Annotated in this window: 18 protein-coding genes; 7 read left to right on the plus strand and 11 right to left on the minus strand. The window is 71.6% G+C overall.

Features of this window, described 5'->3' with window-relative positions; translation table 11 throughout:
• Positions 1-339: 339 nt before the first annotated feature.
• Positions 340-1161, plus strand: coding sequence for a calcium-binding protein (locus F4692_RS07555; RefSeq protein ID WP_179619085.1), 822 nt, complete (start codon positions 340-342; stop codon positions 1159-1161).
• A 171-nt stretch (positions 1162-1332) separates the two neighbouring features.
• On the opposite strand, the gene F4692_RS07560 is transcribed toward F4692_RS07555, so the two are convergent.
• Positions 1333-1821 carry an ATP-dependent zinc protease family protein gene (locus F4692_RS07560; RefSeq protein ID WP_179619086.1) on the minus strand — a complete coding sequence of 163 codons (489 nt, stop codon included), beginning with the start codon at positions 1819-1821 and terminating at the stop codon, positions 1333-1335.
• 41 nt (positions 1822-1862) lie between these two features.
• Between F4692_RS07560 and F4692_RS07565 the strand changes: the two genes are divergently transcribed.
• Both F4692_RS07565 and F4692_RS07570 read left to right on the plus strand, forming a co-directional pair.
• A complete protein-coding gene (locus F4692_RS07565; protein ID WP_179619087.1) occupies positions 1863-3053 on the plus strand; it encodes a RimK family alpha-L-glutamate ligase in 1191 nt (396 codons plus the stop codon).
• Between the two features lie 3 nt (positions 3054-3056).
• On the plus strand, positions 3057-3683 hold the full coding sequence (locus F4692_RS07570) for a hypothetical protein (protein WP_179619088.1): 627 nt from the start codon (positions 3057-3059) through the stop codon (positions 3681-3683).
• A 309-nt stretch (positions 3684-3992) separates the two neighbouring features.
• On the opposite strand, the gene F4692_RS07575 is transcribed toward F4692_RS07570, so the two are convergent.
• The 3 genes from F4692_RS07575 to F4692_RS07585 form a co-directional block, all read right to left on the minus strand.
• A complete protein-coding gene (locus tag F4692_RS07575; protein ID WP_179619089.1) occupies positions 3993-5714 on the minus strand; it encodes a hypothetical protein in 1722 nt (573 codons plus the stop codon).
• A gap of 177 nt (positions 5715-5891) precedes the next feature.
• Entirely contained in the window at positions 5892-6308 is a 417-nt protein-coding gene (locus F4692_RS07580) for a hypothetical protein (RefSeq protein ID WP_179619090.1), read from the minus strand.
• Positions 6305-6664: a hypothetical protein gene (locus tag F4692_RS07585; RefSeq protein ID WP_179619091.1), complete on the minus strand. Its 360-nt coding sequence runs from the start codon at positions 6662-6664 to the stop codon at positions 6305-6307. The genes F4692_RS07580 and F4692_RS07585 overlap by 4 nt, the downstream gene beginning before the upstream one ends.
• A 102-nt stretch (positions 6665-6766) precedes the next feature.
• Between F4692_RS07585 and F4692_RS07590 the strand changes: the two genes are divergently transcribed.
• Genes F4692_RS07590 through F4692_RS07600 form a run of 3 tightly spaced genes read left to right on the plus strand, consistent with a single transcriptional unit; the run spans position 6767 to position 9521 of the window.
• Positions 6767-7366 carry a DUF4956 domain-containing protein gene (locus F4692_RS07590; protein ID WP_179619092.1) on the plus strand — a complete coding sequence of 200 codons (600 nt, stop codon included), beginning with the start codon at positions 6767-6769 and terminating at the stop codon, positions 7364-7366.
• Positions 7363-8142, plus strand: coding sequence for a VTC domain-containing protein (locus F4692_RS07595; RefSeq protein WP_179619093.1), 780 nt, complete (start codon positions 7363-7365; stop codon positions 8140-8142). The genes F4692_RS07590 and F4692_RS07595 overlap by 4 nt, the downstream gene beginning before the upstream one ends.
• Positions 8139-9521, plus strand: a complete 1383-nt coding sequence (locus tag F4692_RS07600; RefSeq protein WP_179619094.1) for a CotH kinase family protein — start codon at positions 8139-8141, stop codon at positions 9519-9521. The genes F4692_RS07595 and F4692_RS07600 overlap by 4 nt, the downstream gene beginning before the upstream one ends.
• Here the strand turns inward: F4692_RS07600 and F4692_RS07605 are convergent.
• From F4692_RS07605 to F4692_RS07625, 5 genes are read right to left on the minus strand one after another with little or no spacing between them, the layout of a single operon-like run.
• Entirely contained in the window at positions 9511-10221 is a 711-nt protein-coding gene (locus F4692_RS07605; protein WP_179619095.1) for an EcsC family protein, read from the minus strand. The genes F4692_RS07600 and F4692_RS07605 overlap by 11 nt on opposite strands.
• A gap of 58 nt (positions 10222-10279) precedes the next feature.
• The gene (locus tag F4692_RS07610; protein ID WP_179619096.1) at positions 10280-12592 is read right to left on the minus strand and encodes a heavy metal translocating P-type ATPase; all 2313 of its coding nucleotides are present in this window, start codon (positions 12590-12592) and stop codon (positions 10280-10282) included.
• Positions 12582-13517, minus strand: coding sequence for a hypothetical protein (locus F4692_RS07615; RefSeq protein WP_179619097.1), 936 nt, complete (start codon positions 13515-13517; stop codon positions 12582-12584). The genes F4692_RS07610 and F4692_RS07615 overlap by 11 nt, the downstream gene beginning before the upstream one ends.
• Complete coding sequence (locus tag F4692_RS07620) at positions 13514-13717, minus strand: heavy-metal-associated domain-containing protein (RefSeq protein WP_179619098.1); 204 nt, start codon at positions 13715-13717, stop codon at positions 13514-13516. The genes F4692_RS07615 and F4692_RS07620 overlap by 4 nt, the downstream gene beginning before the upstream one ends.
• A gap of 34 nt (positions 13718-13751) precedes the next feature.
• Entirely contained in the window at positions 13752-14054 is a 303-nt protein-coding gene (locus tag F4692_RS07625; RefSeq protein ID WP_179619099.1) for a metal-sensitive transcriptional regulator, read from the minus strand.
• Between the two features lie 187 nt (positions 14055-14241).
• Here F4692_RS07625 and F4692_RS07630 point away from each other — a divergent pair, with 187 nt between their 5' ends.
• Positions 14242-14886 (plus strand): response regulator transcription factor, encoded by a 645-nt coding sequence (locus F4692_RS07630; protein ID WP_179619100.1) that lies wholly within the window; start codon positions 14242-14244, stop codon positions 14884-14886.
• On the opposite strand, the gene F4692_RS07635 is transcribed toward F4692_RS07630, so the two are convergent.
• Both F4692_RS07635 and F4692_RS07640 read right to left on the minus strand, forming a co-directional pair.
• Complete coding sequence (locus F4692_RS07635) at positions 14846-15646, minus strand: glycerophosphodiester phosphodiesterase family protein (RefSeq protein WP_218858357.1); 801 nt, start codon at positions 15644-15646, stop codon at positions 14846-14848. The two genes, F4692_RS07630 and F4692_RS07635, sit on opposite strands and share 41 nt — an antisense overlap.
• Before the next feature lie 125 nt (positions 15647-15771).
• The gene (locus tag F4692_RS07640; RefSeq protein ID WP_179619101.1) at positions 15772-16158 is read right to left on the minus strand and encodes a tetratricopeptide repeat protein; all 387 of its coding nucleotides are present in this window, start codon (positions 16156-16158) and stop codon (positions 15772-15774) included.
• Positions 16159-16211 lie beyond the last annotated feature (53 nt).

Raw genomic sequence — 16211 nt, forward strand, 5'->3', positions numbered from 1 at the left:
GTTCCTTAGACAGCTCCACTCCACGCCCGGAGGTCTTCGCCTTCCAAGCTCATTCAGATCGTGTCGTCACACGATCTCGACCAACGTGCCCGATCGGTACACCTAGTGGCGGGCGTACGGCGCGCACGTGCGGAGGACGTGGCCCCTGGATCGATCGGATCCGGGCCGGGACCGCCACACGTGTCCGCGACATGGCCCTCGACGGTCGCGGTGAAGGGCAGCTTCTCGGACACGTGTGCGCATCTCCGCTGGATCTGGCACGTCCGGTGACGCAGCCCCGGCTCGGGTGGGCCCGGCGGCGTCCACCATGGACGCCCGCTCTCGGACCGGAGGACTCCCATGCGACCGCTGCCGCTCCTCGCGACCGGCCTAGCCGCCGGCCTGTGCGCCGCGCTGCTGCCTGCCACCCTGCTGCCCGCCGCCGCGCCGGCGTACGCCGAGGGGGAGACCTGCCTGGGGCGGCTCGCGACGGCCGTCGGCACGCCGGGCCAGCCGGAGCTGGTCGGCACCGAGGGGGACGACGTCGTGGTCACCGACGGCGCCGGCAGCGTCGCCACCCTGGGCGGGGACGACTGGGTCTGCGTGACCGACGTCCCCGGCGCCCCCGGGCGGACGATCTCGGTCGACACCGGCGAGGGGGACGACGCCCTGCTCGTCGAGCGGGTCGAGTGGCTCGGTGCGTCGCGGAGCTCGTACGTCGGCGGTCCCGGCAGCGACCTCTTGGCGCTCTGGGCCGGGGCGCGCCTCGACCTCGACCTCGCGTCGGGGGAGATGGTCACCAGGCGCTCGGGCCGGGACGTCCGGACGACCGTGGGCGGCTTCGACTCGACCTTCGTGGTGGCCACCGACCTCGCGCTGCACGGCACGCGGAGGGCGGACGACCTCCGGTTCCAGGCCTGCAGGGCCACGGTGCGCGGCCTCGCGGGGTCGGACGTCATCGCGCAGAACACCCTCGGCACGACCTTCCCGCAGCGGTTGCGCTGCCATCAGCGCGAGCGGAGCTTCCGTCTCCTCGGCGGCGGCGGTCACGACATCGTGCGGGGCGGCTCGGGCCCTGACCTGCTCGTCGGCGGCCCCGGCCGCGACGTCGTCTCCGGCAACAGCGGCCGCGACCGCTGCAGCGGGGAGAAGCTCAAGGCCTGCGAGGTCCGCCTGCGCTGACCGAGCGGCTCGCGCCGCACGTGCGGCGGGTTCGGCCCCTGGTGCGGCATGTCGAGGGCCATCACCGCCGCACGTGCGTACACGTGTCCACGATGCCGCCCTCGATCCGGGCGTCCGGGGGCAACATCTCGGACACGTGTGGATCCGGGGACCGGGACGAGCCCCGAGGCGCTACTTGCCCCAGTTCTTCTTCCGCACCGCCCGCCGCGGCTTCCCGCCGGCGTACGACCTCGATGCGTCGACGAGGAACCCGCGCTCGAGCGCCTCGCGGCCGATGAGCATCCGGAAGCCCATCTCGTCGCGGTTGCTCAGCGTCATCACGGTCGTGATGGTGCGCCCGGCGAGCGTGACGTCGAGCGCGACGGCGTACCTCTTCTCGACCTGGCCGTTGCTCGAGCGCACCTCGCGCACGTCGAGCACGGGCAGGCTGAGCTCGGCGTGGTCGTCGTCGGAGCGCTGCCAGGGGTGGATCGAGAAGCGCACCCAGTCGCGGCCGTCCTGCTCGAAGACCTCCAGGTCGAAGGCGTGGATGGACGACGACCGGGCGCCGGTGTCGATCTTGGCCTTCACCCACGGCACGTCGGCCTGGGGGATCGCGACCCACTCGCGCCAGCCGAGGACGACCTGCTCGGCGTCGGGCTGCTGCGGGTCGGTGGACACGCGCCCATCTTGGCAGGTGGGGCGTGCTTGTATGTGACCCCATGAAGCTCGCCATCCTGTCTCGGGCGCCCCGGTCCTACAGCACGCAACGGCTGCGCACCGCCGCCCTCGACCGCGGCCACGACGTCAAGGTGCTCAACACGCTGCGCTTCGGCATCGACCTCTCGGGCGACGAGCCCGACCTGCTGTTCCGCGGCAAGCAGCTCTCGACGTACGACGCGGTGCTGCCGCGCATCGGCAACTCGATCACCTACTTCGGCACCGCCGTGGTGCGGCAGTTCGAGCAGATGGACGTCTACACGCCCAACACCAGCTACGGCATCGCCAACAGCCGCGACAAGCTGCGGGCCACGCAGATCCTGTCGCGCCACGGCATCCCGATGCCGGCGACGACCTTCGTGCGCGACCGCGCCGACGTGATCCCGGCGATCGAGCGCGTCGGTGGGGCGCCGGTCGTCATCAAGCTGCTCGAGGGCACCCAGGGCATCGGCGTGATCCTCGCGCCGACCATCAAGGTCGCCGAGGCGATCATCGAGACGCTGCAGAGCACCCGGCAGAACGTCCTCATCCAGCGCTTCGTCAAGGAGAGCAAGGGCCGCGACATCCGCGCCCTCGTCGTCGGCGACCGTGTCGTGGCGGCGATGCGCCGGGTCGCGCAGGGCGACGAGTTCCGCTCCAACGTCCACCGCGGCGGCAGCGTCGAGCCCGTCGAGCTCGACGAGGAGTTCGAGCGCGTGGCCGTCCGGTCCGCCCAGATCATGGGCCTGCGCGTCGCCGGTGTCGACATGCTCGAGGGCCGCAAGGGCCCGCAGGTGATGGAGGTGAACTCCTCACCCGGCCTCGAGGGCATCGAGGCGGCGACCAAGCTCGACGTCGCCGGTGCGATCGTCGACTACATCGACAACCAGGTCGCCTTCCCCGACATCGACGTACGCCAGCGCCTCACCGTCTCGACCGGGTACGGCGTGGCCGAGATCGCGGTCCACGACGGCTCCGACATGGTCGGCAAGAAGCTCGGCGACTCCGGCCTCGACGAGCGCGACATCACCGTCCTGACGCTGCACCGCGGGCCGCAGGTGATCCCCAACCCGCGCAACAAGACCGTGCTCGAGGCCGAGGACCGGCTGCTGTGCTTCGGCAAGCTCGAGGAGATGCGCTCGATGATCCCGGACCGGAAGCAGAAGCGTGTGCGCAGGCTGATGAAGAAGCACCTGCCGCCAGAGAGCTCGTAGGGGATGGCCCTCCTCGACGCCGACGCCGGCCTCCTCGTCACCGCTGCCCCCGGCACCGCCAGCACCGCACTGCGCGAGGCTCTCCTCGCCCGCCCGTCCGTCACCGAGGTCCCGGCGAGCGGTGAGGTCCGCGCGGCCGGGATCGACGTCAAGCACGCGACCGTGGCCGAGCTGGTCCGCGCCGGCTTCGTCGAGGCGGACCACGGCCGGCGCATCGTGACGACGACGCGCAACCCGTTCGACTTCTACGTCGCCGAGTACGAGCGCACCCGACGTCGGTGGGTGCACGAGCTGCCGGACCCGGAGTCGTGGGTGCACCAGACGCCCGGTGCGGTCGCGCGCATCGTGGACGCGGTGACGCTCGACTTCGACGCCTGGATTGCGAAGGTCCTCGCCGAGCCGGGACCGCGGCGGATCAACCGCGGCCACGTCGACGAGGCCGACGTCGTGCTGCGGATGGAGCACCTCGAGCACGACCTGCGCGAGCTCGCCGGCGTCGACGTCGCCGTCCCCGCGACCAACGTGACGGACCGGGAGCGGGCGTACTGGCGGGCGTACGACGTCGCGAGCCGCAGGCTCGTCGAGGCCGCACACGCGGACGACCTGGCGCGGTTCGGCTACGTGTTCTGATGAGGACAAGGAGGATGCCACTCCTGCTCCTCTCAGCAGACATGCGGCGTCCGTGCACGGCCTCCGTCTAGGAGCGGCCCCGTCGGGCAAGTCGGCGCCACCGGTGCATCCAGCCGCCTGAGGCAGCAAGGTCATCACGAAATGCGCCAGACGTGATGAACTTGATCATCGGCTCGATACTCCCCGCTGGCAGCGAGGGGAATGGTCGCGGGTCCATGAGCGGCGGCATGGACCACTCGCCGATGGACTCATCTCCCTCGGTCGGCTCCGGGAACTCTGCCCGCGGCGATCGTTCAGAGGTCATCCCGCTCAATCCTCGTCGCTCGGATCGTCTTGACCGATGATCATCCCGTAGATCAACGACCTGCGTCCCCACGAGAAGAGCAGGGCGAAGGTGTTGCAGATCGAAAGGATGAGAAGTAGCGCCCACCCTCCTTCGAGCCCGATGAGAGCAAGGTCCTGCACCTGGCCCCCCAACCACCCGGAGCTCGCGAACACGCGGCTTGGGAAGCCTGACATGACGCCTCCGAGCGACAACCCCAGTGCGCCGAGTGCGGCGGCCGTCGAGATGACGGCAGTGATGATGTTGCCGAGTCTCGCGCCGAGGATTCCCCCCGCCACGATGGTTTCCCGCTGTAGTCCCAACCACGAGCTGGCGGCGATGGGTGCTGAGAGGAGCACGGACATCAGGTCGGCATCCGAGGCCGTCGCATCCTGGTTGGCGATCACATAACCGGCGCCCGCGATGAGGATGGTGCTGGCGATGGCCACGACGGCCGCGTCGCCGACCGAGCCCGGTGTCCGCTCGAAGAACGTGAGGCTGGCGGACAATCGGTCTTGCTGGATCCTGCTCGTGCCCCCACGGATGTAGACGTGGGCATAGCGCTGGCCCCGTCGCCTTCTGAGCCGGACGTAATCCCCGTGCTGCCCGACCACGAACTGTTCGGTCTTCGAGGTGTCCTCGGACCGCACGATCCCATGCCTGGCCAGGTAGGTGTTTCGCGGACCCATGAACTCCATGTGATAGCTCGACGTCCGGGCAGCGTTCTGCAAACTGATCGTGTAGGAGTTCGGCCGAACTCCCAAGAGTGATCGCATATGTCCCAGGATCGCCGTCGTCGAACCGAAACCAGACGGCGTCTGCAAGTCATGGATCCGGCGGTAGCTGACCGAGATCGAGTAAGGCCCCTTGTCGCTCACTCCGGCCGGGATCATGACGATTTGGCAATAGTGGCGTGAGAGCAGGTCGACGATGGCCACCACGACGTCCGCCATGAGCACGTTTCCAAGGTCAGTCCGCATGGTTGAAAGCCAGGCCGCTCGATCGTTCATCTCGCGCCGCACTGTGTGTTGGTCGTTCTGCGCCTTTCGGGTGGCGGGACGTGCCAGAGCAGCCATCACCAGGCGGCGGTGGTTGTCGCGGTAGGAGCGGGCAGCGGATGGTCCGCATGCAGAAACGAGGCGGTCCAAGACGGCGGCGATCAGCGCGAGGCCGTCCTTGAATCCGAGGAGGGGAAGGTCTGTCCCGTCCTGACCGGACACTCGCAGGTCGTCGATGAGACGGCCCTTCTTCAAGACGTTGATCGGAACATACGTGTCGACGGACGACTGGCCACTACGTCGAGCGAGGTGAGCCGTGCTCTGGAACTCGAGTGCACGCGTTGCGGGCGAGATCCGTTCATGCAGGCGTGAGATGACGTGCTGCGGGGCGAGGAGACATTCGACGAAGAACGCGACCTGCTCGTCTCGAAGTTGGGGTGCCATCAAGTCGTCCACGTCGCTGTCGGTGGCAGCGTGCGGCGACGGCGAGACGGGCCGGTCCGCGGGAGGCTTCCTGATCCTCATCTCCCTGACCGTCACGGGGATGGCTACCCCGTACGCGAGCAGCCCGGCGGCAAGGAGTCCCCACGCAACAACGGACACGTCGAGCGCCGCCGCAATCGTCAGTGAGCCGAGAAGCAACACAAACCCCGCCACCACCAAGATGCCGTGCACGCGCTGCAGATGTGACCAGCTCACTACCTTCTTCACGACTTCGTCTCCGCCCCGTGCGCCGTCGACGGTCAGCTCATCACCTCTCGTGCCGGAGGCGCGGCATGCTCAGTCTCACCGAGCGCTGTGGGCGCCGTCGTCAAAGGTTGCGTCAAGATGTCGTCGATCCGCGACGCCACCCAGGGGTGCCGCGCACCACCATGAGGCTCTGTTCGGCTACGCGTTCTGAGGGCGCGTCCGCCACAGCCACGCCAACCCCACGAACGGCAGCACGAGCGGCAGCCAGCCGTACCCCGCCCCGTAGTCGGACCACACGGTCGCGTCGGGGAAGTACTCGGGGTCGAGGAGGGTGAGCGTGCCGACGGTGAGCACGCCGACGAGCTCGAAGCCGACGGCGGCCCAGGCGAGGCGGCGGGGCGAGGGGCCGACCTCGGCGAGGCCGAGGGTGGCGGCGACGTAGACGAGGGCGGCGACGGCGGAGAGGGCGTACGCGAGGGGGGCCTCGGACGCCTTCGTGCCGAGCTGGACGAGGGAGCGGGCGGTGGCGGCGAGGGCGAAGACGCCGTAGACGGCGATCAGGGCGCGACCGAGCCCGGACCGGGTCGAGGCGGAGCGGGTCGGACGGTCGCTCACGAGGGCCACACCTGCATCACCCGGACGACGACGAAGGCCTGCGCCAGCCCGGCCACGAGCAGCACGGCGGTCGCGCCTCGGCTCTGCTCGGCGAGCGACCAGACGAATCCGGCCGGCAGCAGGACGAGGCCGGCGACGAGGTAGCCGAAGAGCGTCACGAGCGCGCCGCCGTGCAGGTCGACGCCGCCGACCTGCACGGCGGCGACCACGAGCGTGACCAGTGTCGCGGCCTCGATGACGGCGGCGAAGCCGAGCAGGCCCCAGTCGGGCGTGCGGTCGAGCACGACGTAGACAGCGACGACGGCGGCGAAGAGCAGCGAGCCGACGAGCAGCACGAGGGGCAGGGATCCGTCCACGAGGGTCGATTGTCCCAGAGCCCACCGCACGCGCCGCACCCACAGGCCAGCCACAGGATCGCGGCAGGTGGACGACAGGTGAACGGGCGAGCGTACGTCCCCATGAACCCCACCTACCTGCTCGCCGCCGTCGACGTCGTCGCCGTGCTGGTGCTCGCCCTGGCCGTCTACTACCCACGCCATCGTCGAGCCGACCTGGTGACCGCCTTCGTGGCGGTGAACGTGGGCGTCCTCGCCGTGACGATCGTGCTCGCCAGCAGCGCCGCGACGGTGGGGCTCGGACTTGGGCTCTTCGGCGTCCTCTCGATCATCCGGCTGCGCTCCGACGAGCTCGGGCAGCACGAGATCGCGTACTACTTCGCCGCCCTCGCCATCGGTCTCCTCGGCGGCCTCGGCACGAGCGACGTGGCTCTCTCGATCTCGCTGATGGCGGGCCTGGTGCTGGTGCTCGCCCTCGCCGACAGCCGCCTGCTGCACGCCACCGGCCTGCGCCAGACCGTCGTCCTCGACTCCGCCGTCACCGACGAGACGGACCTCGTCGCCCGCCTCGAGCTGCTCCTCGACGCGCGGGTCACCCGCGTCACGCCGATCCGCGTCGACCTGGTGAACGACACGACGACCATCGAGGTCCACTACGCCCACGCGTCGGCGCCGGCCATCCCGCAGGCGGAGCGCCGCCAGGAGCCGGCGGTCACGCGATGACGGGCACAACCGCCGTCGACGACCTCCCGTCCGTCACCCTCGCCGAGCTCAACGGCGCCGCAGAGCTGCTCACCCGCGTCGACCGGAAGTACGTGATCGCGGCCGACGAGCTCGACGCTGTGGTCATCGGCGTCGACGGGCTGCGGGTCCTGGAGATCGATGGTCGCCGCACCTCGCGCTACGAGTCGACCTACCTCGACACCGTCGGGCTCGACAGCTGGGCCGCCGCCGCGCACCGCCGGCGCCGGCGCTGGAAGGTCCGCACCCGGACGTACGCGGACAGCGGCGAGCGCTGGCTGGAGGTGAAGACCCGCGGGCTGCGCGGAACGACCGTCAAGGAGCGGCTGCCCCACGACGGCTCGCACATCGACGGTCCGGCGGAGGCGTGGGTACGCGACCGGCTCGCCGCGGCGTACGTCCGCGACGTCGACCCCTCCGGCCTCGTCGCGACGCTCCACACCAGCTACCGGCGTACCACCCTGCTCCTCGCCGCCGGCGCCGGCCGCGCGAGCGTCGACCGCGACCTGCGCTGGGTCTCCGGCTACGGCACCGCCGAGGTCCGCGACGTGCTCGTCGTCGAGACCAAGTCGGGCACGCCCCGACCCGGGTCGCTCGACCGGCGCCTGTGGGAGCTGGGCCACCGGCCGGTCCGCATCTCCAAGTACGGCACCGGGCTGGCCCTCCTGACCCCCGACCTCCAGCGCAACCGCTGGCACCGCGTCACCTCGCAGCACCTCGCCGGCCACCTCACCCTCGACGAAGGAGTCCTCGCATGAGCAACCCCGCCCACCGGATCGCCACCCTCGCCGTCCTCGCCTCGCTGACCCTCGGCGGCTGTGCCGTCGGTACGTCCGACGAGCCAGGGGTCACGACCTCGGGCGTCACCTCCGCGAGCCGGGAGGTCGCCGAGGGCTCGGGCGTGTGGGACGAGTCCGAGGTGCACGACATCGCGGTCGACGTCGACCAGGACGCGTTCGCCGCGATGGTCGACACCTACCAGCAGACCGAGGAGAAGGAGTGGCTGGAGGCCACGGTGACGATCGACGGCGAGGAGTTCGAGGGCGCGGGCATCCGGCTCAAGGGCAACTCCTCCCTGCGCGGGGTCAGCGACGACAGCGACCCGACCGACCTGCCGTGGCTGATCCGGCTCGACACGTTCGTCGACGACCAGTCCCTCGACGGCTGGAGCGAGCTGGTCGTGCGCTCGAGCTCCAGCGAGACCGCCCTCAACGAGGCCGTCGCGCTCGACCTGCTCGCCGAGGCGGGGCTCGCCAGCGAGCACGCCGTCGCGTCGTCCTTCAGCGTCAACGGCGCCGACGCCAGGCTGCGGCTCGTCGTCCAGAACCTCGACGAGGACTGGGAGGCGGAGAACTTCTCCACCGAGGGGCTGCTCTACAAGGCGGAGGCCGGCGGGGACTGGTCCTACCGCGGTGACAACCCGGACGCCTACACCGACGTCTTCGACCAGGAGACCGGCGACGACGACCTCACCCCGCTCATGGACTTCCTCGACTTCCTCAACAACAGCAGCGACGAGGACTTCGCGGCCGAGCTGCCCGAGCGACTCGACGTGCAGGCGTTCGCCCGCTACCTCGCCTTCGAGGAGCTCGTCGACAACTTCGACGACATCGACGGGCCCGGCAACAACGCGTTCCTGCGCTGGGACGCCGAGAGTGGCGGCTTCACGGTCGTCGCGTGGGACCACAACCTCGCGTTCGGCGGCGGCGGCCGCGGGGGCTTCGGCGGCTTCGGCGGCGGCGGAGACTTCCCCGAGGGCGAGCGGCCCGAGGGCGAGCGTCCCGAGGGCGTGCCGACCGACGTCCCGGAGGGCGAGCGTCCCGAGGGCGCGCCGACCGACTTCCCGGAGGCGGAGCGTCCCGACGTCGGCGAGGGCGGGCCCGGCGGCGGAGGCCGGGGCGGCGACCTCGGCGGACGCTCCAACGTGCTCGTCGAGCGCTTCACCGCGGTCGAGGAGTGGGCCGACCTCGTCGAGGAGCAGAAGGCCGTCCTGGCGGCGGACCTCTACGACAGCGGCTACGCCGGTGAGGTCCTCGACCGGTGGGTCGCCGTCCTCACAGAGCAGGCCGGCGACCTGGTGGACGCCGACACCGTGCAGACCGAGGCCGACGCCATCCGGGACAAGCTCACGGCGTGACGGCGGGGAACTCCTTCATCGCCTGGTCGGCGATCTTCTTCATCATGAACCCGTCGATCCCGCCGCCGACGACACCGCCGGCGAGGGGGAGGCCGCGGCCGAAGCGGGAGAGGACCTTCTCGCTCACCCCGCGCATCAGCCGGAACCCGACGGCCTTGTTGACGACCATCAGCGCGGCGGGCGGCAGGCCGCGCAGGGCGTACGTCGTCACCGTGCTGCCCGCCGACGTCATGCCGACCTTCTTGAGCACCTCGTCTGAGTCCGAGCCGACGAGGGTGAGCAGCACGGCCGTGCGGACGCGCTCGTCGTCGAGGTCGTAGCCGCGCAGGCTGGCGATGCCGCCGACCATGCGGGTGGCCTGGAGGTAGAACTCCGCGACGTTGACCGGCAGCGACACCGGCATCGTGACGAAGCCGCCGAGACCGGTCAGGAACCCGCCGGCCGCGCCGCCGAGCGTGCTGCGCCGCGCGATGGCCGCGATGGCCTTCTCGGGGTCGCCTCCGGCCTTGGCCAGGGCCTCGTCGGCGGCCGTACGCACCGGGCTGAGCGGCCCGCGCCCGTCGAGCCCGACGTCGAGCAGCATGTCGACGAGCCGGTCGATCGCGCCGGGGTCGGGACGCGGGTCCTCCGCCGCCTCGAGCGCGGACTTGGTCGTGGCGGCCTCGCGGCGGCCCGCGGGGAGGAGGTCCTTGAGTCCCATGGCCACACAGTAGGAGCGCCGCCCCAGCGCACGCTCCCCCCGCAGCGGTGTAGCGGGGTCACACCGCGGAGCGGAAGCCCCGCAGCCGCAGGCTGTTGGTCACGACGAACACGCTGGAGAACGCCATCGCCGCGCCCGCGAGCATCGGGTTGAGCAGTCCGGCCGCGGCGAGCGGCAGGGCCGCGACGTTGTAGGCGAACGCCCAGAACAGGTTGCCCTTGATCGTCGCGAGGGTGCGGCGGGAGAGCCGGATCGCGTCGACCGCGACGAGCAGGTCGCCGCGCACGAGCGTCAGGTCGCCGGCCTCGATCGCGACGTCGGTGCCGGTGCCCATCGCGAGGCCCAGGTCGGCCTGGGCGAGCGCGGCCGCGTCGTTGACGCCGTCGCCGACCATCGCCACGACCTTCCCCGCGGCCTGAAGCCGTTGCACCTCGGCGACCTTGTCGGCAGGCAGGACGTCCGCGACGACGGTGTCGATGCCGACCTGGGCGGCGACGTGGCGTGCCGCGGCCTCGTTGTCGCCGGTGAGCAGGATCGGCTCGAGACCGAGGTCGCGCAGCCGACGGACCGCCTCGGCGGACGTCGGCTTCACCGTGTCGCCGACGACGACCACGCCCCGCGCCTGTCCGTCCCAGCCGACAGCGACGGGCGTACGCCCCTCGTCCCGGGCGCGCTCGACCGCGGCAGCCAGCGACTCCGGCAGGTGCTGCGACCAGTCGGCCAGCAGGCTCGGCCGTCCGACGACGACCGCGTGCCCGTCGACGACGCCCTCGACGCCGAGGCCCTCGCGGTTGGCGAACCCCTCCACGTCGGGTATCTGGGGACGTTCTGGTCGGGCTCCGGGCTCGATCCCGTCCATTTCGTCCCTAGATACCGAGGAAGGCGATGACGCGGCGATCGCCCGCCCGATCGGGTGCTCGGAGGCCGACTCGAGCGCGGCGGCGAGACGGCGTACGTCCTCGACCGACTCGCCCTCGGCGGCGACGACCTCGTGCACGGTCATCTCCCCGGTCGTCACCGTCCCGGTCTTGTCGAGCACGATCGTGTCGACGCGGCGGGTGGACTCGAGGACCTCCGGACCCTTGATGAGGATGCCGAGCTGGGCGCCGCGGCCGGTCCCGACCATGAGGGCGGTCGGCGTGGCCAGGCCGAGGGCGCAGGGGCAGGCGATGATGAGGACGGCCACCGCGGCGGTGAAGGCGGCGGTGGCGCCGCCGCCGGCCCCGAGCCAGAAGCCCAGCGTGGCGACGGACAGGCCGATGACGACCGGCACGAAGACGCCGGAGACCCTATCGGCGAGGCGCTGCACCTCGGCCTTGCCGTTCTGAGCGTCCTCGACGAGTCGGGCCATCCGGGCGAGCTGCGTGTCGGCGCCGACGCGGGTGGCGCGTACGACGAGCCGCCCGCCGGCGTTGACGGTCGCGCCGACGACGGCGTCGCCGGGGCGTACCTCCACGGGGACGGACTCGCCGGTCAGCATCGACGCGTCGACCGCGGAGCTGCCCTCGACGACCTCGCCGTCGGTGGCGACCTTCTCGCCGGGGCGTACGACGAACAGGTCGCCGACGACCAGCTGGTCGATCGGGACCCGCACCTCGCTCCGCCCGCCGGAGGCGTCGTCGCGCAGGACGGCGACGTCGCGGGCTCCGAGCTCCATGAGGGCGCGGAGCGCGGCACCGGCGCGCCGCTTGGACCGGTGCTCGAGCCAGCGCCCGGCGAGCAGGAACGTCGTCACGCCGGCCGCGGCCTCGAGGTAGATGTTGCCCGCGCCGTCGGTGCGGTCGATCGAGATCCGGAACGGGTGGGTCATGCCGGGCTCGCCCGCGGTGCCGAGGAAGAGGGCCCACAGCGACCAGCCGAAGGCCGCCAGCACGCCGACCGAGACCAGCGTGTCCATGGTGGTCGCGCCGTGGCGGAGGTTGGTCCACGCGGCGCGGTGGAAGGGCCAGGCGCCCCACACCACGACGGGCGCGGCGAGCACGAGCGAGGCCCACTGCCAGTAGGTGAACTGCCAGGCGGTGACCATCCCCATCGCGATGACCGGCACGCTGAGCACCGCGCTGACGAGCAGGCGCTGGCGCAGCGGGTCGGGCTCGGGCGCGTCGTCCGGCGTGCCCGGGCCGTCCGCGGACGGGGGCGTCGGCAGCGCGGCGGCGTAGCCGGCGGCCTCGACGGTGGCGAGCAGGTCGTCGGTCGAGACCGTGCCGGGGTAGCTCACCTTCGCCTTCTCGGTGGCGTAGTTGACCGTGGCCGTCACGCCGCCGAGCTTGTTGAGCTTGCGCTCGATGCGGTTGGCGCACGACGCGCAGGTCATGCCGGTGATGGCGAGCTCGACGTCGGTGGTCGCGCCGGTGGTCGCGTCAGTGCTCATGGCTGCCCTCCTCGTGGTCGCCGGCCGGGACGCCGCCGGAGTCGACGGCGAACTCGGCGGTGCGGACGGTGCCGCGGTGCTGGAAGTCGAGGTAGAGCCGGTACGCCCCGGGCGTGGGGAACGCGGTCGCGAAGTCGATCCCCGGACCGGGCCCGCCCGCCTCGGGGTGGACGTGGAGGTAGCCCAGGTCGCCGGCCCGGATCGCGACGAGGTGACCGAAGGCGCCGAGGTAGGGCTCGAGGTCGGTGACCGGCTCGCCGTCGAGCTCGATGCGCGTCGTGAGCACCGTGGTGGCCCCCGGCGCGGTGTCGCCCTCGAGGGTGACGGTGTAGGTCCCCTGCCCGGTGCGGACGGTCGCGGTGCGGGTCTCGGTGACGGCCTCGGCCGGTGCGAACTCGCCCGCGACCGCCAGGTCGTCGGCGAGGGTGACGCCCTCCCAGCCGGCGGGCGTGAAGTCGGCGATCACCCGCCACGTGCCGGGCGTCAGGCGTACGTCCACCGACCAGGTGCCGCTCGCGCGGTCGAGGGTCGGGTGGACGTGCTGGAAGCCGGTGAGGTCGCGGCGGACCACGACGAGGTGCAGGTCCTTCTCGTGCTCCTCGGTGTAGTCGAGGAGCCGACGCCCGCTGGAGGTGAGGACCTGGAAGTCGAGACGCGTACGCCCGGCGCGCGGGGTGTGGTCGGCCAGCGCGAGGGTGAACCCGTCGGCCTGCGCGGTGAGGCCCGAGACGTCGGCGACCTCGGAGGCGTGCGCGTCGGGGCCGGTCGTCCCGTTCAAGCGCTCGAGTCGGTGCCCTGAGTGCTCGCTAGCGCTCGCAGGCAGGTCACCGATCTCAGGTCCCACCAGGCGCCCCCCGCCCCAGGCGACCGCGAACGCGGCGGCCAGGGCCGCGGCGAACGCGGCGACGCGCTCAGGGGTGCTCATGCCATCGCGTAGCCGGCCTCCTCGACGGCGGCCCGGACGGCCGACTCGTCGAGCGGGGTCGTGCTGGTGACGGTGACGGCTCCGGTCTCGACGACGACGGCGACGTCCTCGACGCCCGCGATCTCGGAGATCTCCTCGGTGACCGACGCGGCGCAGTGCCCGCAGGTCATGCCGGTGACGGTGTAGGTGGTGGTGGTCATGGGTGGGTCTCCCTCTGGCGTGTGACGGGAACGGTCAGGACCTCACGAGGCGGGCGATCGCCTCGGAGGCCTCCTTGAGCTTCTGCTCCTGCTCGGCCCCGCCCTGGCGGGCGGCGTCGACGACGCAGTGCGCCATGTGGTCGTCGAGCAGCGACAGCGCGAGGGCCTGCAGCGCCTTAGTGGCCGCCGAGACCTGGGTGAGGATGTCGATGCAGTACTTCTCCTCCTCGACCATGCGCTGGATGCCGCGCACCTGGCCCTCGATCCGACGCAGTCGCTTGAGGTGGGCCTGGACCGCCGCGTCGTTGCCCTCGAGGTGGCCGTGCTGCTCGCTCATGCGGCAATGATACCCCTAGGGGGTATACGTTGCCGGGCGAGGCTCACCCCTGCGGGTGAAATGTGGTGGTGCTGGCACCACCTCGACCGGGTTTCGGACTCCCGGGGGTACTGTCGCGAGTGACGGTCGGGGGGTCGTCGAGGAGCGGGTGGTCCGCTCCTCCTTGACGACGTGTGGGGACCGACACATGGACATCCGTATTGCGCTGCTCGGCGGCGACGAGCTGGTCAGGCGGGGCCTCGACAGCATGCTCCGCACCCTCGGTGGCTTCGAGCTCGGCTCGGTGAAGGACCGCGAGCGTGCACCCATCGACATCGCCCTCGTGGAGACGTACGGCTCCGCTCGCGGCGACATGACGCTGCAGCGCGCCGTGTCCGACCCGCACATCCGGCGGGTGGCGGTCTACACCTGGAACCACCACCCCGGCCTGGCGCACGAGTCGCTCGGCAACGGCGTCACCGGCTACCTCGCCAAGGGCCTCAGCGCCGCCCAGCTCGGCCGCGCGCTGCGTGCCATCCACGTGGGCGAGGTCGTCGTGTCTCCGGTGCTGCCCGCGCTGCCGACCAAGGAGCTCCGCTCCACCACCGAGCTCGACCTGCTGACGGTGCGCGAGCGGGAGACGCTCGCACACATCGCCACCGGCAAGAGCAACGACGAGATCGCCCGCCAGATGCAGATCTCGCTCAACTCGGTGAAGTCCTACATCCGCAACGCCTATCGCAAGACGGGCGTGCAGAGCCGGAGCCAGGCCGTCCTCTGGGCGGTCTCCCACGGCCTGGGCGCGGAGGCCCTCACCGGGGTGCCGGCTGGGGCCGGCAGCCCCCGCGCCTGACCTGGGGCGTCCACTGGTCCCGCGCGATCAGCACCTCGCGCAGCACGTCGGGCCGGTCGGTGATGATGCCGTCGACCCCCATGTCGAGCAGGCTGCGCATGGTCGCCGGGTCGTCGACGGTCCACACCACGACCCGGATGCCGAGCTCGTGCGCCCGCGCGATCACCCGCTCGGAGTGGATCGGCAGCCGGCCGAGCCGCAACGGCACGTGCGCGAAGGCGCCTCCGGTGACCCCGAGCGGGCGTACGCCCCCGCGTGAGCACGCGATCAGTGCGGTGAGCGAGCGCCAGCCGAGGGCGGTGGTCACCCCGGGTGCCTCGTCCTGGAGGCGCCGCAGCCACCGGCTCCACGCCCCGGCCACGAGGACCCGCTCCGCCCAGCCCGGGTGGGCGCGCAGCAGCCGCGCCATGGGCCCGATCGACGCCTCGTCCTTGAGGTCGATCGCGAACCGGGCCCGGGGGAAGGCGGCCATGGCCTCGGTCAGTGTCGGGACCTGGTCGGTGCCGCCCACGCGCAGCCGGCGCAGGTCCGCGAGGTCGAGGTCGGCCACCCTGCCAGGGTGACCGGTCAGCCGCGCGAGGGTCGCGTCGTGGAAGCAGACCACGTGGCCGTCGCGGGTCGTGTGCACGTCGGTCTCGAGATAGGTGAGGCCGAGCGAGGTGGCGCGCCCGAAGGCGGCCAGCGTGTTCTCCGGGGCGAGCCCCATGCCCCCGCGGTGCGCGATGGCGAGCGGGCCGGTGTGGTCGCCGTAGCTGGTCACGACGTCAGGATGGGTGCTTCCGCCGGGGCTTGTCGCGCCCGGACGGCGCCGTGGAGCGACTGTTCACCGAGGCTTCTCGTGCGCGTGCGGAGGACGTCGGTCCACGTCCTCCGCACACGCAGTGATCAGCTCCGGTAGCCGCCCAGCAGCTCGGCGAGCCGCAGGTGCGGCCGCGCCTCGTCCTTGCGCCCCTGGCGCTGGAGGGAGCGCCCGAGCAGCAGGTGGGCGTACGGCTCGTTGGGGTCGTGCTCGAGCAGCTCGGTCGCGACCCGGATCGCGCCGTCGAGCTGCGCGGAGTGGAAGAGCGAGCGCGCCAGCAGCAGGCGTACGTCGGTCAGCTCGTGCACCACGTCGCCCGGGTCCTCGAGCAGCTCGGTCAGCATCACGGCCGCCTCGCGGTAGGCGCGCTCCTCGAAGAGCGCCTGCGCCCGCACCCACCGGTCGTGGGTGGAGTCCTGGAGCAGCCCCGCGTGCCCGCGCAGCAGGTCCTCGAAGGGGGTGAAGTCGATCATTCGTCGCTCCTCTCGGGCGGTTCCTGTCTCCGAGCGTGCGCCCGGACGTCGGT

The sequence above is a fragment of the Nocardioides cavernae genome, assembly GCF_013410035.1.
Classification (GTDB): Bacteria; Actinomycetota; Actinomycetes; order Propionibacteriales; family Nocardioidaceae; genus Nocardioides; species Nocardioides cavernae_A.